General features: G+C 35.1%; 19 protein-coding genes and 1 other annotated feature. All 19 genes read right to left on the bottom strand.

Annotation, left to right across the window (positions count from 1 at the left end):
• Nucleotides 1-15 precede the first annotated feature (15 nt).
• The 19 genes from BMY18_RS07850 to BMY18_RS07770 all read right to left on the bottom strand — a co-directional run bounded on the left by BMY18_RS07850 (nucleotide 16) and on the right by BMY18_RS07770 (nucleotide 20,715).
• The gene (locus tag BMY18_RS07850; RefSeq protein ID WP_092452460.1) at nucleotides 16-789 is read right to left on the bottom strand and encodes a class I SAM-dependent methyltransferase; all 774 of its coding nucleotides are present in this window, start codon (nucleotides 787-789) and stop codon (nucleotides 16-18) included.
• 43 nt (nucleotides 790-832) lie between these two features.
• Nucleotides 833-1,621 (bottom strand): PhzF family phenazine biosynthesis protein, encoded by a 789-nt coding sequence (locus BMY18_RS07845; protein ID WP_092452457.1) that lies wholly within the window; start codon nucleotides 1,619-1,621, stop codon nucleotides 833-835.
• A gap of 15 nt (nucleotides 1,622-1,636) precedes the next feature.
• Nucleotides 1,637-2,326 carry an aspartate/glutamate racemase family protein gene (locus BMY18_RS07840; RefSeq protein ID WP_092452454.1) on the bottom strand — a complete coding sequence of 230 codons (690 nt, stop codon included), beginning with the start codon at nucleotides 2,324-2,326 and terminating at the stop codon, nucleotides 1,637-1,639.
• A 285-nt stretch (nucleotides 2,327-2,611) separates the two neighbouring features.
• Entirely contained in the window at nucleotides 2,612-3,649 is a 1,038-nt protein-coding gene (locus BMY18_RS07835; RefSeq protein WP_092452451.1) for a helix-turn-helix domain-containing protein, read from the bottom strand.
• 192 nt (nucleotides 3,650-3,841) lie between these two features.
• A complete protein-coding gene (locus tag BMY18_RS07830; RefSeq protein ID WP_092452448.1) occupies nucleotides 3,842-5,242 on the bottom strand; it encodes a DUF5808 domain-containing protein in 1,401 nt (466 codons plus the stop codon).
• A 139-nt stretch (nucleotides 5,243-5,381) separates the two neighbouring features.
• On the bottom strand, nucleotides 5,382-5,759 hold the full coding sequence (locus BMY18_RS07825) for a GntR family transcriptional regulator (RefSeq protein WP_092452445.1): 378 nt from the start codon (nucleotides 5,757-5,759) through the stop codon (nucleotides 5,382-5,384).
• A gap of 184 nt (nucleotides 5,760-5,943) precedes the next feature.
• Nucleotides 5,944-7,245, bottom strand: coding sequence for a LysM peptidoglycan-binding domain-containing protein (locus BMY18_RS07820; RefSeq protein ID WP_092452443.1), 1,302 nt, complete (start codon nucleotides 7,243-7,245; stop codon nucleotides 5,944-5,946).
• Nucleotides 7,246-7,361: 116 nt separating this feature from the next.
• Nucleotides 7,362-8,414, bottom strand: a complete 1,053-nt coding sequence (locus tag BMY18_RS07815; protein ID WP_139197240.1) for a hypothetical protein — start codon at nucleotides 8,412-8,414, stop codon at nucleotides 7,362-7,364.
• A gap of 32 nt (nucleotides 8,415-8,446) precedes the next feature.
• Nucleotides 8,447-9,889: a dicarboxylate/amino acid:cation symporter gene (locus BMY18_RS07810; RefSeq protein ID WP_170841348.1), complete on the bottom strand. Its 1,443-nt coding sequence runs from the start codon at nucleotides 9,887-9,889 to the stop codon at nucleotides 8,447-8,449.
• An 81-nt stretch (nucleotides 9,890-9,970) separates the two neighbouring features.
• The gene (locus tag BMY18_RS07805; protein WP_092452435.1) at nucleotides 9,971-11,953 is read right to left on the bottom strand and encodes a hypothetical protein; all 1,983 of its coding nucleotides are present in this window, start codon (nucleotides 11,951-11,953) and stop codon (nucleotides 9,971-9,973) included.
• A gap of 265 nt (nucleotides 11,954-12,218) precedes the next feature.
• Nucleotides 12,219-13,430 (bottom strand): tyrosine--tRNA ligase, encoded by a 1,212-nt coding sequence (gene tyrS / locus BMY18_RS07800; RefSeq protein WP_092452432.1) that lies wholly within the window; start codon nucleotides 13,428-13,430, stop codon nucleotides 12,219-12,221.
• Between the two features lie 79 nt (nucleotides 13,431-13,509).
• Nucleotides 13,510-13,764 (bottom strand) — a binding site (T-box leader).
• A gap of 106 nt (nucleotides 13,765-13,870) precedes the next feature.
• Complete coding sequence (locus BMY18_RS07795) at nucleotides 13,871-14,896, bottom strand: threonine aldolase family protein (RefSeq protein ID WP_092452429.1); 1,026 nt, start codon at nucleotides 14,894-14,896, stop codon at nucleotides 13,871-13,873.
• Between the two features lie 214 nt (nucleotides 14,897-15,110).
• The gene (locus BMY18_RS21020) at nucleotides 15,111-15,272 is read right to left on the bottom strand and encodes a hypothetical protein (RefSeq protein WP_170841347.1); all 162 of its coding nucleotides are present in this window, start codon (nucleotides 15,270-15,272) and stop codon (nucleotides 15,111-15,113) included.
• A 497-nt stretch (nucleotides 15,273-15,769) separates the two neighbouring features.
• Nucleotides 15,770-16,405, bottom strand: a complete 636-nt coding sequence (locus BMY18_RS07790) for an ABC transporter permease (protein WP_170841346.1) — start codon at nucleotides 16,403-16,405, stop codon at nucleotides 15,770-15,772.
• Nucleotides 16,405-17,436 (bottom strand): osmoprotectant ABC transporter substrate-binding protein, encoded by a 1,032-nt coding sequence (locus BMY18_RS07785; RefSeq protein WP_242940991.1) that lies wholly within the window; start codon nucleotides 17,434-17,436, stop codon nucleotides 16,405-16,407. Before BMY18_RS07785 ends, BMY18_RS07790 begins: the two co-directional genes overlap by 1 nt.
• Nucleotides 17,429-18,094, bottom strand: a complete 666-nt coding sequence (locus tag BMY18_RS07780) for an ABC transporter permease (RefSeq protein WP_092452424.1) — start codon at nucleotides 18,092-18,094, stop codon at nucleotides 17,429-17,431. The genes BMY18_RS07785 and BMY18_RS07780 overlap by 8 nt, the downstream gene beginning before the upstream one ends.
• Nucleotides 18,091-19,278, bottom strand: coding sequence for an ABC transporter ATP-binding protein (locus tag BMY18_RS07775; RefSeq protein ID WP_092452421.1), 1,188 nt, complete (start codon nucleotides 19,276-19,278; stop codon nucleotides 18,091-18,093). The genes BMY18_RS07780 and BMY18_RS07775 overlap by 4 nt, the downstream gene beginning before the upstream one ends.
• Before the next feature lie 26 nt (nucleotides 19,279-19,304).
• The gene (locus tag BMY18_RS21015) at nucleotides 19,305-19,472 is read right to left on the bottom strand and encodes a hypothetical protein (RefSeq protein WP_170841345.1); all 168 of its coding nucleotides are present in this window, start codon (nucleotides 19,470-19,472) and stop codon (nucleotides 19,305-19,307) included.
• A 319-nt stretch (nucleotides 19,473-19,791) separates the two neighbouring features.
• The gene (locus BMY18_RS07770; protein WP_092452418.1) at nucleotides 19,792-20,715 is read right to left on the bottom strand and encodes a helix-turn-helix transcriptional regulator; all 924 of its coding nucleotides are present in this window, start codon (nucleotides 20,713-20,715) and stop codon (nucleotides 19,792-19,794) included.
• Between the last annotated feature and the right edge of the window lie 22 nt (nucleotides 20,716-20,737).

The following is a 20,737-nucleotide window of genomic DNA, read 5'->3' as shown; positions in this document are numbered from 1 at the left end:
AAGATATTTAGAACCTTAAATCTTTTTTCCGTATATCATATACCAATCGCATCCTTTATCATGTGTGTCCTTTGTAATCGTCAAGCCTAATTTCTTCATTGTATCTAGCAGCATTTTATGTGAAAATGGGGTGAAATTCAATGTACTTTCATACAGTTCTACATGATTATTCTCCCAAATTTCTTGCAATAAGATCTCGACTTTCGCCTCATTTTCTAGGCCATTTAATATCCAATGATACATAGGTATATAACTTTTATTAAGATAAGATACTTTATCATAAACAGTGAACTTTTTATTTTCAGCAATTACTTTTTCCCAATTACGCGTTTCAATTACAAGCGTTCCTTCTTTTTTTAATACTTGAATCAATGCGGATATGTCGCATTCCCTTGTTGTTGAATGAAGAGAGTGTACAATTGAATTTCCTATATTAAATACAATATCAAATTGAGACTGAAATAAATCAGGAAGTTCTAACCAAGAATTAACTGATGTTTTAAGTTCAACATTATGTTTTTCAGAAAATTCTCGTGCTAGTTTTATCATTTCGCCACTGATATCCGTTGCCGTAACGTGATATCCATTCAAAGCTAATGCCGTCGCTTGAACTCCATTTCCACAAGCAGAATCTAAAATTGATATTTCTTTGTTTCCAAAGGATTGCAACAACTCCTTATGCATTTCTATACGATCTAAATGCTGTAATTGTTCAGTGGAAATGTCACCGTATAGTGCATTATATAACCAGTTCATTTTATCATAGTCTTGAATATCGCTGTTTTCCATAATGTATCTCTCCTTTAAATTAATTTTTTTTATATAAAAGATCCTATCTGTCTATCATAATTTCGCCAACCATATAACACACTGCCGTACCGCTAATCTTTACCCTCTCACCGCAGTCTTCACAAAGCAGCTCTCCGCCTCGCTTTGATAACTGCTTTGCTTGCATCTGCTTTTTTCCAAGGTGTTCACTCCAAAATGGGATTAAGGAGCAATGAGCAGAGCCCGTTACTGGGTCTTCACCGATAACGGAATTTGGAGAAAAATAACGAGATACGAAGTCGCACGTATCACCCTTTGCAGTTATGATAATGCCAAATTCGGGACTTTGATCTATTTGTCTAAGTGCATTTATGTCCGGGGTTAGATCACGAACATCTGCCTCACTTTCAAATACTAGGAAGAGATCCCTTGACTTGTATACTTCATAAATGGTGCGGTCAAATCCTAGCTGCATCAAGGACGATAAATCCATTTTTACTGGGGGCCGGCTTGGAAAATCCATGGTCATAAGATCCCCCTCTCTTGTTACCCGAAGGAGTCCGCTCATAGTTTCGTACTCCACCTGAATTAATTCAGGCTCAAGATAGTGGAACACAACGTAACTAGTCCCAAGCGTTGCGTGTCCACACAAGTCAAACTCTACCTCTGGTGTGAACCAACGAAGATTGTAACGTCCATTTTCCTTAAGTAAAAAAGCAGTTTCTGACAGATTATTTTCGGCGGCTATTTTAAGCATGATTTCATCAGCTATTTTATGATCAAGAATACATACTCCGGCGGGATTGCCGCCAAATACAGAATCGGTAAAAGCATCTACTACATAGTATTTCATAATTTTCTCTCCTTCTTACTCTATAATCATATCCACTAACGCCGCAATGTGAAGCTGCATAGTATCAAGGCACACAACTGGCGTTTGTGCATTTTTAAATAAAAGAGGCAATTCGGTACATCCAAGGATCACCGCCTCTATTCCGTTTTCCTTGTGCATATCGCTGATTATTTTGTTAAAAGCGTTCAGTGTGGATTCCTTCACCAGTCCAATCTCAAGCTCTGATGTAATTCGATCACTTACGAATCGACGAGTTGGTGCGTCAGGAGTTACTAGGTTAATGCCACGGCTCGCGAATGGTTCTCTAAAGAAATTCCCCTCTGTGGTAAAAATTGTTCCAAGAAGGCCAACTTTTTTGTAGCCTAAACGTTCCACTTCTGCACAGGTGGTATCTATAATGCTAACTAGAGGAATTGGTGAAGATGCTGCTAATGCATCGTAGACTAGATGTGAGGTGTTGGAGGTAAGCGCTGCAAATTGCGCACCGCCTGCTGCCAGATTCTCTATTGATTGTTCCAAAAGACCAATCAGTCTTGAATTATCGTTATCACAGTATTCTAACATTTCATATAGGTTAATGCTATCTATGGACATCGGTGGAAATACATCCATTCCTAGTTTATTTTTCACTCCGTAGAGAATATCGTGGTAATATACGATTGTAGATTCTGGTCCCATTCCACCGATTAGTCCAAGTTTCTTCATAATGTTTCCTCCTGCTAATTTTTTTATTTTTTATTGGCTTACGCTATTTCCCTTTTTTATAATAATTCCAATAGTTAATATCATACCATATAATTAAGGAATTTTATGGAAATTATTTCATTTATTATATTCATTTAAATGCTTTTATTGATTACTTTTAGTAATTACTTTTATGCCTTACTTTTATTTTTATACATTTACAATTTTAAGCAAACAAAAAGCGCTAAGATTGTTCCTAGCGCTCGTTATTCGTAATAATAACTATTTGTGTACCCTCATAACTTTCTATTTACTTAAGGACTTCATAATTGATTTGAATCTCACTTCACCTTTTAGGAATTCAAGTTCTTTATCGCTTTCTATCCCTCTTTTGAACATTTCTTGAACCATACCAGAATCGGATGATTCTTTGAACTTAATATGCGAATACAGTTCGGATTTCATATAATCACATATAGAATCAATACCAGACGCCATTTTTTCTAAAGAATCCAAGCTTCTTTTCTTATCTTTCTGTGCAATGGCAATAAATAGATCTGGTGTATTTTCAATATACGTACCTAAATCAAATAATTTTGCTGTTTGCTTTGCTATATTAGCATACTTTTCCGCTTTATCATAATCCGCCTCTTTTATTAATTGATTTAAAATGAGCTGAATAAAACTGTTTATCTCATTTGCATCTTTATAAAGCATTCTTTCATATAACTCATAAGCTTCATCCGTCTTTCCCTGATTTGTATATAATATAGCTTGTGTAATCTGCTTATCATATCCAAGGGGTGGAATCTTATCTAAAAGCTTTTGTGCTTTTTCATATTCTTTTCTGGCTGCATACATATTTACAAGTGCTACGATTGCCATCGAAACTACATTCTGATCGGCACTGGTTGCTACAAGCTCATACCACATAATAATCTTAGCCTCATAATGTTTTGCATCTTCAACTCCTTGAATATGGATATACATATTTAATAGTTGAGCGATTGAAACAATTAATAAATCGCAATTAGGATACTCCTTTATCAGCTCTTCCCCTCTTGCAAATGCTTTGATAAAGCCTTCTTTTTGCGCTAATTCTGCAACATTTCCTGCAAGTTGTTTGATCTCAATATCTGTTAATTCTTCATTGAATGATAGCAACGTATCTACATTCGTCTTTAATACACGTGCCAGCGGTGACAAAATTGTAATATCTGGATACGAATTCCCATTTTCCCATTTGTTCACAGCCGGTGCTGTGACTCCAAGATAATTTGCCACTTGCTCCTGCGTAAGATTTGCTTCTTTTCTAAACTTTCGAATCACTTCATTTATCTTCATACTTTACTCCAATCATTATAATAACAAAGGCCTTTGCTAACTATAGAATAGCAAAAGCCTTAACTTTGAGCAAGTGAACAGTCATCATATTTCATTCAATAAAATTAACTGTTAGTTATATTTTATAAATAACTCTAATATTGCTCACTTTATAATACATTCATGTAAACATGATTATAAAAACTTAGCGTATTATTTGAGGAAGGTATTAAAGTAATCATAGAGTTTGTCAGTTTCCTTAATTGTCTTGCCATTCACAAAAACGTATTGAGGTCCCTCCCCTTTCAACTGAATGACAATATATTCGTTTACATCATTGTAGATATAAAACATGCATGGGCCATAACCATTCACTGAAAAATGACCGCTGCTCTTAGTTGCACCACCATATCCATTCGTTCGTGTGCATTCTGGAATCTGTGTAATCATTTTAACTGATATAATTTCATCAGCGGTAAATGTGCTATGATACATCACACTTGACACGGTGATTTTAGAATTATTTTCTTGTACCTCGTAACCCGTCAGTGAAGATGCGACTGTAATTCCAATTGCTCCAACGACTAATAAGCACACGCCTATCATAAATATTTTTCCTATCGGTTTAGCCATATTAATTGTCCATCCCAAGCCAGCAATACGTTTTGGCACAAAGAGCCTTGAATCATTTGGATTATTATAGAGTCCCCATTTCCAAAGATTACCCTGCTCATAAATATCATTATTCCCATCTTCACCATCAAACAATTCGCTCCGACTGTTTTCAAAGAAATATTCTTCCGCCTGACGTATTTTTTTCTGTTGCCAGTAAGCAACTACTAAAATAGAAATGATCATTACTCCGACAACGCACATGCCAAGCATTATATCCGTTATATAGGCTATGCTTGTGCTTAATATAAGCCAGAACAATAACATAATCATTCCTATTAGCGTTGAAGCCATGCTGTTGATGCGCTCTTGTGTTCTAGCCAACGCCTTGTTGATTTCTGAATTCTCACTTAGTACTAGCGTATGATGATTCAATGTTTGCCTGTACATCAGAACCATTAACAGCTGAATTGCTGGTCCAAGCAATGATAAAATGAAAGGGTAGTATTTTTGCGTATCTGGATTTAAAACCAGATATATGGTTGGAATAAAGCTCAATACCACAAAAAACCATGACCATAAAACTGAGACAGCCGATTTTCCTTTTTCTCTTGATGCATCCAGATCAACAAGTACAGTTGCTTTTGCTGGATAAATCCATTTATTGCTTTCTTTAAGTGCTATAAGCTTATCCTGATATGTTTTGATGATAACGCTTATTACTATTAGTAGTATAAATGTTAATAGAAGCATATAAAAATCAACATATGGTTTTACCGGCCCCCAAAACATAAGCAACCCAGCTGCAAATGAAGCAACAAACTGAATCATGCAAACTGCTTGATAACTTTTCAGTACCTTTTGAACCTCCATTGTTTTCGCATGTACTTGTGAAAAAGTAATGCCCAAAATCTTATAGTTTTGATATTTTCTAAATAATAATGCAGAGGCGGTCATCGCCCCGAGTACAACCCAATATATGATGAGAAAAGACCAGATCATATTATAACCCTCCTATTTTTTATTATATTTTTATTTTTTATTTCTATATTTGTACATCTACTTTTTTATTACTATTTTTGTTTTTTCTACTTTCTTAATTATATAAATGTTAATTTTTGTTTTCCTGTGCAAATAGGAATCATGTCTGGTAGACAATATCAATTAACTTGGATATGTGCTCAGTTAGTTCTTCTTTTGTCGCGCCACGTGTGGATGCTTCTGAAATCAGAAGAATGGCCCTTTGGTCGAAATCTATATCAAATGTTGTGCTGTCCAAGCTTTTCAAACTAATCTTAGCACCATGCCTACGGTCAATAATAATCGTCCCCTCATTCTTAAGAATGGAATATGCTCTATTGACGGTCATTGGATTCACACCTATGTCTGCAGCCAACTGACGTACAGTAGGCAGTGAATCTCCGTACTTCAATTCCCCTTTTGCAACCCCAAATACAATCTGATTACGAATCTGCTGGTAAATTGGGATATCATTGGACATATCAATTTTTAATATCATAGTATCGCCTCCTTTGTATTACTTATATTAATACAAACAATACTTTGTGTCAAGATATTTATCAATATTTAAAATTTATTATATGGTTGACGTTACCACCTAAATATTAACGGTAAAAAAAAAAGAGCCGCTATCTTTTACAAGATGCGACCCCTTGGCAAAACAATTCATTTAAGAGATAAACTCATACTGTTTCAGGTATTAGTTTTATAATTTTAAAACTTGAATTTAAAATAAGCCATAACTGCGGATAATAGTTCATAATATTCCATAAACCTGTTCCTTGTATTTCATTTTCTAAAACCAAATCAACAATGGCCTCAATCGTTCTGGCATCAACAAACCATACTATATGATTTATTATATTTTTATCTGCTTTCACTGCATATTGAAAATAGGGTGTTTCTGAAATTTCATCAAAATATATTATTGAATCTTTTAAAGATGCCAACTCTATTGCATTATCTAACGAGATAGAATTTGCTTCCGAAAATCCTTTAATATATGGGAGTTTCCAATCATACCCTAATAGTGGAAATCCAATATTTAATTTTTCGGGTTTTATCATTTGTACCGTATAGTCTAAATACAACGAAACCCTTTTGATAGAGCTGACAGGCATTGGCGGTCCATATTGAGTTCCCCAATAAAATTTCATTAAGTAAGCTCCATCAATTAGGTCATTGAATTTTGTATAGTCTACTCTCTCAAATGTTTCCTGATTATCTTTTACTGTAATATTAGGATCTATCGTAATAAATAAAAGATAACCTTCTTTCTTTAAAATGGTACTAACTCGTTTCAAATAATTTAAATAAAAGTCCTGATTCGTTTCATTTAGATACGTGATTGTAATATTTACCCCGTAATATCCCTTTTCCTTCATAACATTAAGCATGTTTTGCACATGCTTTTCCGCATAAACAGGGTTTAATAATATCTCATATATGGTTTCAGGATTTCGCTCACCTTGAAATGTTACACTTGTAACAAGCATGAGCGGTAGCACTCCAAATTGATTTGTCATCTGAATTAGTTCGGAATCATCATAGAAAGATTCAATTTCTCCGCCCTTTAATGTCTGATAATTCAGTATAGAAAGATAGGTTAAGTATGGCAATGTTTTCTTTAAAGTAAATTTATCTATAAAAGGAAATGCATATGCATTTGTAGCAATCGACTCTTTCGTATCATAACTAATGATAAGTTCTTCACCTGGAAATATATATTGTCTATCCCAAAGGAATGAATTATTTCGATATAATTGCATGATTGGGACTTTGTGATCTAATGCAATTTTAGGCAATGTATCTCCTTCTTTTACAATATAAGTCTCATTGGGATAGGTAATTACAATTGTTTGTCCTATTACCAGATCAGTTGGATTTGCAATGCCATTTTCATATATCAGCCTTGTTTCAGCTACTCCAAATTTATTTGCAATTGATGTTATCGTATCGCCTTCCTGCACTACATAAATAATCATTTATATACCGAATTTTCATATTTTTATAATTATATGTGGCGATTTCGATATCATTACTTTATAGTACGGTATGATATTAAAAATAGGAGTAAAATTTACTTGGTCCACAATTTTTCCTAAACGACTTTTTCAGATACACGACTGCTTCGACGAGAATTGACAATTCCACCGATTAGTAACGTAACACTCCCTACTATAATAAGTGCTACTAAAATTAAAAGTCCCGGAACAAGTCCCTGATTATCCGCTGAAAATCCCACAGTAAGTGCTTCTAAAAAAGTATCGGCAGCTTTTGGAGCTACTTCGATCTGCTGACTTACAATTTCTTTTCCCTGATATAACACAACAATTTCGTGTGTTCCTGCCTCTAGATTTTCGGGAATGCTAATCTGTGTTTCAAATGCGCCTTCTTTTGAGGAAGTAACAGTACCTAACTGCAAAGGTTCTGAATGAATCTCAATTTGTAGACCATCAATGTTTCCAATAAACCCTGATCCTGAAATCAAGATTGAACTTCCTGCATGAATAATGCTGCCTTTGACGTCTAAGATTTTAAGTAAGCCTTTTGTATTAATAATTGTATCGAAGCTTACTGGCGATGCAGCTTCTCCCACTGATACTATAGTGCTAGAAGCAACTACTTCATTATTGCCATTAACAGCTGTACTCTGAGCATTTGACTCTACAGTCCCTGTACTTCCACTCACAGCGTTTGCACTGCTTGAACTTCCAGAAGCTGAAGTATTGGTATTGCTAGTAGACGAAGTGCTCGTACTTCCTGAAGGCGTATTGGTTGTATTTCCTGTTGAAGTATCACTTGTATTTCCTGCTGCCATATTATTCGTACTTGCTGCTATTGTCGCAGCCGTTGTCGAAGCCGTTGTTGCAGTTGTAGTGCTGGTTGCTGCTTTCGTACTTGTAATTACACCACCTGGTCCACTAGGCGTATCACCTTTCGTCTCATCATATCCTGGCCAAGGAACGGGAACTCCCGTTGAATCATCGTAACCATCCAAATCACAATCTTCAAGAAGTGCTGCAAAAGCATTTATAGAGCTAATAGGTATCGCAACTACTAATGTAAAAATCAGCGCGACTGAAAATAGAATCTTAAAATATTTTTTTCTAAAACTAATTAATCCCTGTATATTCAGAATATTTATTTTCATTTTTTTTCCTTTCTTAATTATTGTATTAATATCTATATCCGGCATCCTGCTCCAGTTGGCACTTCTTCAAATGGGGTACTATTAATATCCTCTGAATCCGCTCCATCCTTCATCTTTTCATTGTTGCCATCTTTATCTTCGTCATCTGACTTATAAGTTTCAATTCCATTAAATATATTGTCATTTAAGCTGTGCTCTTGACGTCCCACAATTGCCGAAGCCACCATTGCACCTGTAACATTAGTTGCTGTACGGAAAGTATCAGCAATAGCCGAAATAGGTATTGTTAGAATTATAAGTTCCAGTGGCAGACCCACCGCTGCTAGAACACTTGCCGTTGTAATGGTAGCAGTTCCAGGCACTCCCGCCGTTCCAAGTGAAACAAACAGGCCAATTACCACCAATAAAATATAATCTTTTATTCCATAATGAATACCTAGTGCATTAATACCATAAATAGCTGTCAAAATTGGCCAGATACCTGCACACCCTGGCATACCAATTGTTGTCCCAAGAGGAGCTGTAAAATTTGCAATTTTTGCATCGATTCCTATTTTTTTAGTAAGTACGCCTATAGTGACAGGTAATGTTCCTGCACTAGATTGAGTGGAAAAGGCTATGATTTGAGGTTGAATGATTTTTCCAAAAAATTTTCTTGGACTAAGTTTTGCAAATACTTTTAATAATACAGCATTGATAGCCCAAGTATCGATAGCAAACGCTATGATTGATAGAATCAACATTGCTAACAGTGACCATATAATCCCCGAGCGACTAACTCCATTTCCAGTAGCTGTTACTATTAACGCTAGAACTGCATATGGAGTAAGCATAACGATGAAATCAACAGCTTTAAAAATGATTTCCTTAAGTGCTTCAACAAGTTTCTTAAATGGAGCTACCTTTTCATGATTTTCATGGGCAACAAATACATAAGCAACCGCAATCAAAACCGAAAATAAAATTATCGGGATTATCTTTTCGTCTGAAATATCACTGATAATATTACGTGGAAAAAATCCAATCAATACTTGTGAAAATGGAACCACCTTGGCTTGAAAGTTCTGTGCATCAAGTCCATCTATTGTGAGATAAGAATTTCTTCCGATTCCAGAAATCAACCCAAGTCCAAGTGCTAAAAGTATAGCAAGAAGCGTTGTAATTAAAAGCCAAAAAATGGATTTTATTCCTATCCCTTTCAACTGGGAAGTGGAACCTAACGATGTAATACTACTGAGAATCGATATAATAATCAATGGGACAACAATCGAATTTAGTACGCTTACATATATTTTCCCGACTGGTGTCACCCAAGTTGTATGTCCTGAAAAAAGTATACCTACAACCACACCAACCACTAACGAGCCTAAAATAATCAAGCTAAAGTTCACATCTTTTTTTTGTAAAATATAAATGATAACAAATAAAAATAAGACAACAGCCAGTGCTGCTACTGATAAAAAATCAACGTTCATGTCTCTACACTTCCTTTCCATATCCGTATGACGGATTTTATAATGATGATCAATTAAATTGTTATAATATCAAGAAATAATCTAATGATTATTAATGATTTTTTTGCGACGCTTTACATCAAATGTAAATGCACCAATTGTGAATATAGATGCCGCACCTGCCAATATCCATAGGATATAATTTGTACTATCACCAGTAGCTGGACTGTTCAATGCTCCAGCTGCAGCAATAGTAGCGCTCAAAGAGCCTTCCTCCACAGGTGAACTGATTAAAGCTTCATCTCCTACGGATTGTTTATCCAAATTAAGTGTTAAAGCTACTGTTCCATCTTCAAATTGTGCCGTGAAGTTAAAAGCACCAGTTCCCAATGTTTTTAAATAAGCTTCCTTCAATGTGATAATTGTACTTCCACTCTCGAGCGTATAGTTTTGAGAATCTACCACTTGCCCATTATATAATAACTGGACAAAATCGCTTATATCCGCATCTATTCTTGCTGAAGAATTTCCAGCACCTGTAAATGTTGTGAAGTTGCTAAGTATAGGATAGTTCGCTGTGTAACCATCTGGTTTTAATACATTGTCAAGGGCTTTTACAGCTTCACTTGCAATATTAACCTTACTAAGCCCATCAATACCTGCCGTATCTGCTAGTGCAATTGGAGTCTTTAATACCCATGCTAGATCAAGCATATACTCCGTATATGTACCATCATTGGCCGCATTTTTGTGTAACCATTGCTTTGTAACTGGATTTACTGCTGCTTTATTGTAACTAATTAAAAATGGTAATTGCAAACGAATTGCATTTTTATATGTTCCAGTTTCCCAAGGTTTTTTTGATGTAATAGCACCAGTTAAATCACCATTAGGATAATAAGTAATACTGTTATTTTGTTTAGAATTATTCTCAGTAAAATAATTATCTAAATATTTAACGAGCTCACCATAGACATAGCTTATATTGCCATTACCAGGGGTTGTCGTGCTCACACTGTTGCGTGAATTAAATACACTTGAAGATGCAGTAACTTTATTAATGTTTTCCCCTGTACCAAACGTTAGCTGATTTCCTAAAGTTGTGTCATACACATAAACTGTTTTCTGTCCATATTGTTTAGCCTTTGATGCAACGTCCTTGATAATTGCCTGTGTATTATGGCACCATGAAGCGCCAAAGAAAATAATATGATCTCCTGGTGAATTCAACAAATCCAATAGTTCAACAAAATTCACCTGGTGGAAAACAAAACCTGCTTCATCAGCATCGGTAAATAATTCAGTAGATGCCTCCCCCGTTTTGTTTAAAGTCGCGCCTGCTCCATTATTGGCATTAAAATAAGTTGCAGATGAATTGTATACTCTTTTAAAGAAAGCAAAATCGGAACGGATGCTGCTTTGAATCACGGAGCCTCCATTGACACCACCCTTAAATACATTTGCAATACTAGAAGATGCTGTGATAGCATTAAAACCTGTGGCATCTTGCAAACTATATGATGCTGTAATTTGAGCTGTACTTCCATTATTATTGTAAACGAACAACAATGTATCGCTTGATTTATAATTTTCAATAGGAGCACCTTTTGGAAGTAAATCGGTAATTCTGGTCCATAATTGATTTACAGAAGTACCATTAGATGTCTTAAATACGCTGGCGCTATTCGTAATATCTATTTGATAACCATCAACAAATGGATCGAAATAATAAATTTTAGTTATTCCGTCTGCTTTTGCCTGCGTGTTAATTGTACTTAAAACTGCTTGTGTTGTTGCAAGCTTAGGATTACCAAAAACGATGTAGTAGTTTCCCGTGCTGCTTAATATATCAAGAAGTCGTTCTTGCGTTACTGACTCAAAGACATGGCCTGAAGGTATATCCTTAAATGAATCTGCTATGTAGTCGCCGGTTGTTCCACCAACAACCTCACTCCACGGATATTGATTGGTATTTGCAGAAGGTGTTGCCGTATCTGCATAAATCAGTACTGCCGGAGCAACGGTACCCAAAGTTAAAACTAATGCTATTATTCCTGCTGTTACTTTTTTAAATATTGATTTCATAATTTCTTCCTCCATGTCTAGTTATGATAAATAGGCTTTTCCCACTATTCATACAGAATTAGTGGGATAATATAAAACAAAATATATCATACCATTCTTCTGTTGTCAATGATTTTAGGTCCCTTGTTTTATTACCAATATATGGGTTTCGAATAATAATTTCATAATCTCCTCTTTTCTGCAGCAAAAAAGCGCCAAGATAATTCCTGGCGCTCGACATCTATATTCTTAAATCTGACACCGTCCTTGTCAAACTCCAGAATAGTTATTTAATTAACTTCAAGAATTTCTTCTTCCCTATCCTCAAAACATCTCCACAACAAAGGACCCTCTTCATATCATCCAAATCAATTTTTTCACCTTTAACCTGAACTCCATTTTGCTTTACTAGACGAATAAATTCACTTTTGCTTTGTACGATTCCCATAGCAATTAATTGTGGTACGATTCCTTCTATTGTGTCATTTTCTAAATCAAGCAATAATTCAGGAATATCATCTGGGATAGACTTTTTTGAAAAGGCTACTTCGTAATATTGCCTTGCCTTATTCGCTTCATTTTCTCCATGATATAATTTAGTTATTATATCCGCTAAGATTAACTTTACATCTTTGGGATTAATTCCAGATGCTAATTTTTCTTTTATTCTTTCAATTGTATCTGGGTGTTCATCTGTAACCAGTTCAAAATAATGGATAATCAACTTGTCAGGGATTTCCATAACCTTCTTAAACATTATCTGGGAGGGTTCATTAACCCCAATATAATTTCCTAGACTTTTACTCATTTTTTCTACACCATCTAGACCCACAAGTATAGGCATAAACATCGCTATCTGCTGCTCTTGTCCTACTGATTTTTGTAGTGTTCTTCCCATTAACACATTAAATTTTTGATCGGTCCCTCCAAGTTCAATATCCGCTTTGATTTCAACCGAATCATATGCCTGCATCAAAGGATAAAAAAACTCATGTATGCCTATCGGCAACTGGCTCCTATACCTATTTTGAAAATCATCTCTTTCAAGCATTCTTGCAACAGTAGTTGTTGACGCTAATTTAATGACATCCTCAAAATTAAGTCGCGATAACCATTCACTATTAAATCGTACTTCTGTTTTTTCTTTGTCTAATACCTTGAAAATCTGTTCGCAATATGTTTCTGCATTTTCTAACACTTGCTCATTACTTAATGGTATCCTTGTTTTTGACTTTCCTGTTGGGTCGCCTATTTTACCTGTAAAATCGCCAATAATGATTACAGCGCGATGTCCTAAATCCTGCATTTGTTTCACTTTCCGAAGTACCACCGTGTGTCCTAGATGAATATCAGGTGCAGATGGATCAAGTCCTAACTTAATTATTAATGGTCGCTCTTCCCTACAAGATTTTTCAAGTTTCGCTAACAATTCCTCTTCATTAATCAGTTCCTCTGTCCCTTTGCAAATAATCTTAATTTGCTCTTTCGGTTCTAACATTACATTACCTCCAAAATTTTATTATTGCCTAATTAAGAATTAAAAAATGCAAACAAAAAAGTCCCGCCCTCTTGTTTACCAAAAGGACGAGACATAATCTCGTGATACCACCCTAAGTTCATAAGTAACTCACATTACTTACCTTATCAAGTACAGCCGAAGCGATACTCTAGCACACGATCACGGGGTGCCTATCCGTCGTAGCCTAGTAAGATTTCTCTATTCGGTACGCAGCTCCAAGATGTATTCACAATCATTATCCATACGCCTCTCATCAACCGGCAATTTTCTGTTTGTATTTATGATTGTTACTTATTCTTTTCATAGCCTTTACTCTTAATTTATGCAATTAAATAGATGATATATTATATTTTATTAAAAGTCAAACATCTTAGAAATATTCATTGCATCTATAATCTTCTGAAAATGCTTGTATTGGCTTATAGGATTTGTCTTAATTTCTCAACATCTTCTTCATTAGTGGCCCAACTGGTTGCGAATCTCACTACGGTATGATTCTCATCCAATGTTTCCCAAAAACTAAAGGTGACTTTTTCAGAAAGTTGTTTCATCTTCTCATTTTCTAATATAATAAACTGCTGATTTGTCGGTGTTTTCAAAAAGAACTTATAGCCCTTCTCTTCAAAAATTTTCTTTAACTTGTCAGCCATCTCTATGGCATTCTTTGAAATCTCAAAATATAGGTTATTATCAAAGAGTGTGTCAAACTGTATTCCTAGCAAACGTCCCTTGGCCAACAACGCTCCATGCTGCTTCACTATAGAAAGGAAATGCTTTATTTTATTCGGTTTTGTAAATACAACCGCTTCTCCAAATAATGCTCCAACTTTCGTTCCACCGATATAAAATGCATCACAGTTACTTGTAATCACTTCTAACGTTATGTCAGTATTCTTTGCCACTAGCGCATATCCAAGTCTTGCTCCATCGAGATATAGGGGGATTTCATGTCTATGACATACTATCCTGATTTCTTCCAGTTCTTTTTTCGTATAAAGAGTTCCATACTCCGTTGGATGAGAAATGTATACCATTCCAGGAGAAACCATATGCTCATGATTTCCATCATCATAAAAATTCTCAATATATTTTTCTATTGCAGATGCTGACAATTTTCCATTTTCGTGTGGTAACGCCAAAACTTTATGGCCACTAGCTTCTATGGCACCTGCTTCATGAATGCTTATGTGCCCGCTATCAGCAGCTATAACGCCTTCAGTCCTTGAAAGCATTGCATCAATTACAGTTGCATTCGTCTGCGTTCCTCCCATTAAAAAGAAAACTTCAGCCTCCGGACAATTACATACTTTCCTTATTTTTTTTCTAGCCTCTTCACAATAAATATCTGTTCCATAACCTGATGTTTTTTCCATGTTCGTTTCCATCAGTCGCCTTAATATTTCAGGATGCGCTCCTTCTAAATAATCACTGTCAAAATGTATCATATATATTTTCCTCCGTTAAAATCTTTATATCGTTTATTTATTCACGCAACCATTTCAAAGTTTTATGCTTTAAATATTGCTTTAATAACATATACAAAAATACCGCATTCATAATATACATGCGGTATTTTTTTTATTACTATTATATGTCCTTTTAGATTCAAATTCGCTCGATCGTGCCCTTACTTCAGCATTTTGAGTGAATTATAAAAATCTACTGTGATATTTTTTTCGTTCTAGTAAAATCAAGTCCTATATTCTTATTCTTCTTTTCAACACTACCAGAACCAATCTTTTTTTCTTCTGGTAAGAAACCACCTTTTAATTTCTTCTCATCTATTAATTTTTTCATTCTATCCATATCTTTCATCGACATTTTGTATTCCTCCATTGAATATTATTTTATTTTTTTTTATGTGTTTTTTCAATACGACCGTCTAGATAATACTTTCACATACCACACAGTCAAAACCATCAAGGATTCACTCTATTATTGTACGTTTATCGACTGATTTATGCAAGTCAATTACTAAATCATTGTACATCTCATGATATGCTTCCTTGGTAATTAAATCATCTAGAAGCGTATCTGTCAACTTTTTACGTTTCGCTTCTAATCGAAAAGTAACTATATCTTTCTTTTCTTTTGTTTTATGCTGGTAACTTCACATGCAACTTCTTCCTTTGTTTCTAGGACATCTCAAGGTTTCATTTCTTCATAGGCCACTGCATCAAACTATTTTCAAGTTAATACTTCTTAGCATTTTACAGTACTTAATCATCCAGATATAAAAAAATAGATTTAATGTGAACAGCAAAATCAAGCCCCTTAAGTACCAATTTTGTGGCACTTACGAGGCTTGAAATAATCTTTTATGAATACCGTTTCGCAAGATTTCTCTCGATTTTACCAAGTACCAGATCACAGATTACAGCCATTAAAGCCGTAGGAAGTGCGCCGGCCCAGATGATTGCTGATCCATCTGTTACGTTGATACCACGAGAAATAATATCTCCCAATCCACCAGCACCAATAAATGTTCCAACTGCGGTTATGGCAATTGCAATTACAATTGCATTCCGGACTCCTGCCATAATCACAGACAACGATAGCGGTATTTCTACCTTAACTCGTATCTGATTATTGGTCATTCCAAGTCCCTTTGCAACATCTAATAAGTCTTTGTCCACATTTTTAACTGCGGTATAGGTATTCTTTAATATTGGAAGTATTGAGTAAAGAAATACCGTTACGATAACCGTATTTGATCCAAGTCCAATAAAAACCATTAGTATTGACAACAAGGCAAGCGAAGGAATTGTCTGAATAATATTAGCCAGAGCAATAAACCATCCAGCCAAGGTACTATGTCTAGCAATATAGAAGCCAATTGGTATTGTAATAATAGCTGCAAATAAAACACCATAGATTGAAATTAAGAAATGCGTTAAAAACTGATCCCATACATAGTTTCCATTTACTTGGTAATATTTTAATAAAGCTTGCATTATTTAGTCCCCTTTTCTTCATCTAGTGGCAGAATATCTTGAACTATATTCTTATATAGTGGACGCTCTGAAAGTGGTATCACTTTTTTTGCTTGGAAATAATTGTTTTCCTCAAGAAATTGTTTTGCTATAACACGTGGTTCAATCTGCTGTTCATCTGAATTTCGATTCATTTTCTGCATCATTTTGGAATCAATCTCACCTTCAAGCTTCAAAAGCACAGTTTCAATATCTGGGTATTTTCGAAGCAGCTCTTTTGTCACAACGGGGCTGGCTTCATATGGTGGGAATAAATGCTGGTCATCCTCTAAAACAACAAGATCATATCCATCAATTCGACCATCTGTAGAATAGCCCAGCGCCACATCCATCTCGCCCGCATGAAGTGCATTATACACCAGACCAATCTCCATAGCGTTTATATTTGCAAAATCGAACCCATACAACTTCTTAAATCCTTCATATCCATCGCCTTTACGTTCAATCCAACTGGTATCAACACCTACTTTAAGCGTTGCTGCATAGTCTTTCAGCTGACTGATTTTTGTAATTCCCTTCTCCTCTGACAATTCACGAGTAATCATAAATGCATATGTGTTTTCAAATCCATAAGAGGGGAACCACACCATATTATATTTTGTGTTATAACCGTTTACTACATCTTCCATCGCTTTTACAGGATCCGTTGTAGAATCTAGACCCAGCTCTCCTGTTAGCGAAGTACCTGTATACATAGCACCTGAAATATTTGCATCATCCCGATCCAGTGCTTGCAAAATCAGCATTGAAGAACCGAGATTATTGATTAAAGTTATATCCGTACTTGCCAAATAATGTTTGCACATCTGACTTACGATTTCTGCAAGTATTTGACGCTCTGTTGTATTTCCACCTGCAATGATTATCCCATTATCAGATACACTTTTACCAAGACCCGGTAGGGAACATCCAGACACTGTCATTGTAATTACTAGCATAAATGTGAGTATCATATATCTTAATGATTTCTTATTCTTTTTTTCTTTAAACATTGGCAGACTCCTTCCCAGACTGGTGTGCAATATCTCTAGTTGTTTTAGGTGTAAGTTTACGTTCAACAATACTGAGCAAACCATCAAATAGCAGCGCCATTAATGTAACAGGTACTGTGCCGGCTATAATTGCATAGAAATTAAAGTTGTTCAATCCCATGAATATAAAATCTCCAAGACCACCAGCACCAATATAAGATGCAAGCGTTGCCCAAGCAACCATATATACTGCAGATAAACGAATTCCTGACATGATAACTGGAAAAGCTAACGGAACTTTAACATGAGCTACTATCTGCATCCATGTCATTCCCATTCCTTTCGATGCATCAATTATATTTTTATCAACAGAATTCATTCCTAAATATGTGTTTCTCAAAATTGGAAGTAATGAATATATTACCAACGCTATAATAGCCGGTAGTTTTCCAACCCCAAACAAGGGAACCATAATCGCCAAAAGTGCTAATGATGGTATGGTCTGTAAAACTGAACAAAAAGAGATAACCACCTGCGATAACTTAGGTGATTTTGTAATTAAAATACCTATAGGTACAGCGATTATAGTACCTATCATCAAGGCCACGATAGATATAAGGAAATGCTCGCCTATTTTTAATTCAAGTAAAGATCTATTTTTAATTAAATAATCTATCATAGAGTATCCTCCACTGCTGACATCTTCTCAGGTTTTATCTGATGAATTGTATCATCACCTTCAGGCTGATAATCACTCCAATAGCTTTCATATACTTTATCTACAACTGAGGCACGAGTTACAAGTCCAGCCAATACAAGATCTTTATTTACAACAGGAATATTGCGGAACCCTAAATCATTGATATAATATATGGCGTCTCGTATTTTTGTATCGTTGTAAAGATAACTTATCTTTTTTGTGTGATTACCCACACGGTCGGTGCCCATTCGTCTCTGGTCAAGAGCGAAAATATCAACTTGTCCCATCAAATGTTTTTCTTCATTCACTACAAGTAGTGTATCAACGCGATTTTTTCTCATAATTTGAATTGCCTCGGCCACCGTTTGATTTTCCAAGATGCATATTGGTTCAAGCACCATCATTTTTTCAACCGTCTCATAATCAAACTGAGCACGATTTAAGCGCTCTTCCCCTAGCATTTCACGTACGAAATCATTAGCAGGGTTCGCTAATATTCCATCCGGCGTATCAAATTGAACAACTTGTCCTTTGTCCATGACAACCATACGGTCTGATAACTTTAGGGCTTCATCCATATCATGCGTTACAAAGATGATAGTCTTTCCCATTTCACGTTGTAATTGTTTTACAAGTTGCTGAAGTGTATCACGTGTAATAGGATCTAGCGCACCAAAAGGCTCATCCATTAGAATAATCTCCTGATCTGCTGCCAACGCACGAATGACCCCGATACGTTGTTGCTGACCGCCTGACAGTTCTGATGGGTAACAATCAAGATAACTTTCTGGCAAATCTACTTTTTTTAACAATTCACGTGCTACTTTATTCATCTTATCCTCAGACCATTTTAATAGCTTGGGTACCATTGTAATATTTTCATAGATTTTCATATGGGGCATCAATCCAATTTGTTGAATCACATATCCGATACGTCTTCGCAAATTAATTTCATTTGTTTTACTAATATCTCTTCCGTCAATTAAAACCGTTCCTTTGCTCGGAATATTCATACGGTTAATCATTCTCATACATGTTGTTTTACCGCTACCAGATGTTCCAACAAAGCATATAAACTCACCTGTTTCAAACTTAAGGTTAATATTTTCTACAGCAACCTTATTACCTGGATATACCTTTGATACATTTTTAAATTCAATCATCCTTTTCTCCATTCCTGTGGCTTACTTTAGCAAGACACATCCCATGTTTGTGCCATAGGCACAAATCTTTCATACTTATAATATCTATTATAGATAACTTCTAAAAGATTTATGCGACAGCACTCTTTCGCGAATTTCTTTTTCATATACCATTTGTATCGTTTTAATGAATGAACCGTTTTTTCAATTATCATTATCTTCCTCACCTCATAAAAAAGTATAAAAAAATACTTATCCCTCTATATTCTGAATAAGCACACAAATTTTTAATATTAAGTTATTTTATCCATGTCTGAAGATGCTGTACATACTATTTTTCCAACATGCTAACGTTTTAACATATTATCATAGATGGATAAGCAAATCTGTGACCCTATTATAACACTATATAGCCAGATTTACAAGGAAGGGTTACTTTCTTGACGCCTGTTTGTTCAAACAGTGCAGTAAAAAGCTTGTAAGTATGAAAGAATAAAAACCTTCCAAACTTACAAGCCCCGTCTAGATTCAACTTTATCTTCCTATATATTTTATAGATAAATCGTTGAGCTCCGCCTTCAATTTTTCATTTCCTAAATTGATGGCGATTGGCATGAAAATATCTATCGTTTCCTTTGCTTTTTCATTCCATCTACTTTTATCCATAAATTCTAATGTTCGCATGTTATGAAGTCTGTCGGCTAATTTCACTAAAACTGCCTCTTCACTAAGCTCTACCTTTTCATTATTAAACCTTGTTACTCCATCAACAATATTACTAACTTTATTTGAAAACTCTTTTTCAATATTTGTTAAAGTAATATTTGTCTTTTCCAAAAGAACATCATGTAATAGTCCTGCGATAATTGTATCTTGCGTCGCCTCCATATCAGCGAGCAAAATAGCAACATTAATGGAGTGACATACATACTCATCACCTGAATGTCTAATTTGACCCTCATGTGCTAAACATGCCATGTCAAATGCTTTTTGTAATTCTTCCTGGTTACATTTAAGCTGATTACCAAGTACCGTGCTAACTAACACTTCAAATAATTCTTCTTTTGTTGCATGAACATTTGTATTACTCATAAATGCATGACTCATAATATAATTACCTCCTAAATAGTTTTTTTGGAAGTTAAAAGCTCGTAAAAGAATAGGTGAAAAACCATATGTTTTCTTAAATGCTTTGGTAAAACCGCTATGAGATTGATAGCCATACTCTAATGCAACATCTAAAATCTTCTTACCAGCTATTATTTCTTCAGATGCCTTTATAAGCTTACGCTCTTTCACATATTCCATAACGGATTCTTTCATATACTGTTTAAATATTCTTGAAAAATAGTAAACCGAATATCCTACATTTGATGCGATTTCTTCCACCGTTAATGATTCTTTCATGTTATCTTCAATAAACTTCTGACTATCATACATAATTGCTTTAACTTCCATTTTTTCACCTCTTTTCTCATGT

This window comes from [Clostridium] fimetarium, assembly GCF_900111235.1.
GTDB lineage: Bacteria > Bacillota > Clostridia > Lachnospirales > Lachnospiraceae > Clostridium_N > Clostridium_N fimetarium.
This window is presented reverse-complemented; position numbering and strand designations above follow the sequence as displayed.

What these genes read in the sequence shown, in the direction of transcription:
- BMY18_RS07775 (WP_092452421.1), bottom strand. Translation starts at nt 19,278, where the DNA reads ATGATTGAATTTAAAAATGTATCAAAGGTATATCCAGGTAATAAGGTT.
- BMY18_RS07810 (WP_170841348.1), bottom strand. Translation starts at nt 9,889, where the DNA reads ATGAACGTTGATTTTTTATCAGTAGCAGCACTGGCTGTTGTCTTATTT.
- BMY18_RS21020 (WP_170841347.1), bottom strand. Translation starts at nt 15,272, where the DNA reads ATGTCGATGAAAGATATGGATAGAATGAAAAAATTAATAGATGAGAAG.
- BMY18_RS07770 (WP_092452418.1), bottom strand. Translation starts at nt 20,715, where the DNA reads ATGGAAGTTAAAGCAATTATGTATGATAGTCAGAAGTTTATTGAAGAT.
- BMY18_RS07830 (WP_092452448.1), bottom strand. Translation starts at nt 5,242, where the DNA reads ATGATCTGGTCTTTTCTCATCATATATTGGGTTGTACTCGGGGCGATG.
- BMY18_RS07820 (WP_092452443.1), bottom strand. Translation starts at nt 7,245, where the DNA reads ATGATTATTTATGTAGTGCAGGAAGGCGATACGATAACATCAATTGCA.
- BMY18_RS07815 (WP_139197240.1), bottom strand. Translation starts at nt 8,414, where the DNA reads ATGAAAATAAATATTCTGAATATACAGGGATTAATTAGTTTTAGAAAA.
- BMY18_RS07795 (WP_092452429.1), bottom strand. Translation starts at nt 14,896, where the DNA reads ATGATACATTTTGACAGTGATTATTTAGAAGGAGCGCATCCTGAAATA.
- BMY18_RS07790 (WP_170841346.1), bottom strand. Translation starts at nt 16,405, where the DNA reads ATGCAAGCTTTATTAAAATATTACCAAGTAAATGGAAACTATGTATGG.
- BMY18_RS07835 (WP_092452451.1), bottom strand. Translation starts at nt 3,649, where the DNA reads ATGAAGATAAATGAAGTGATTCGAAAGTTTAGAAAAGAAGCAAATCTT.
- tyrS (WP_092452432.1), bottom strand. Translation starts at nt 13,430, where the DNA reads ATGTTAGAACCGAAAGAGCAAATTAAGATTATTTGCAAAGGGACAGAG.
- BMY18_RS07780 (WP_092452424.1), bottom strand. Translation starts at nt 18,094, where the DNA reads ATGATAGATTATTTAATTAAAAATAGATCTTTACTTGAATTAAAAATA.
- BMY18_RS07785 (WP_242940991.1), bottom strand. Translation starts at nt 17,436, where the DNA reads ATGTTTAAAGAAAAAAAGAATAAGAAATCATTAAGATATATGATACTC.
- BMY18_RS07840 (WP_092452454.1), bottom strand. Translation starts at nt 2,326, where the DNA reads ATGAAGAAACTTGGACTAATCGGTGGAATGGGACCAGAATCTACAATC.
- BMY18_RS21015 (WP_170841345.1), bottom strand. Translation starts at nt 19,472, where the DNA reads ATGATAATTGAAAAAACGGTTCATTCATTAAAACGATACAAATGGTAT.
- BMY18_RS07845 (WP_092452457.1), bottom strand. Translation starts at nt 1,621, where the DNA reads ATGAAATACTATGTAGTAGATGCTTTTACCGATTCTGTATTTGGCGGC.
- BMY18_RS07850 (WP_092452460.1), bottom strand. Translation starts at nt 789, where the DNA reads ATGGAAAACAGCGATATTCAAGACTATGATAAAATGAACTGGTTATAT.
- BMY18_RS07805 (WP_092452435.1), bottom strand. Translation starts at nt 11,953, where the DNA reads ATGAAATCAATATTTAAAAAAGTAACAGCAGGAATAATAGCATTAGTT.
- BMY18_RS07825 (WP_092452445.1), bottom strand. Translation starts at nt 5,759, where the DNA reads ATGATATTAAAAATTGATATGTCCAATGATATCCCAATTTACCAGCAG.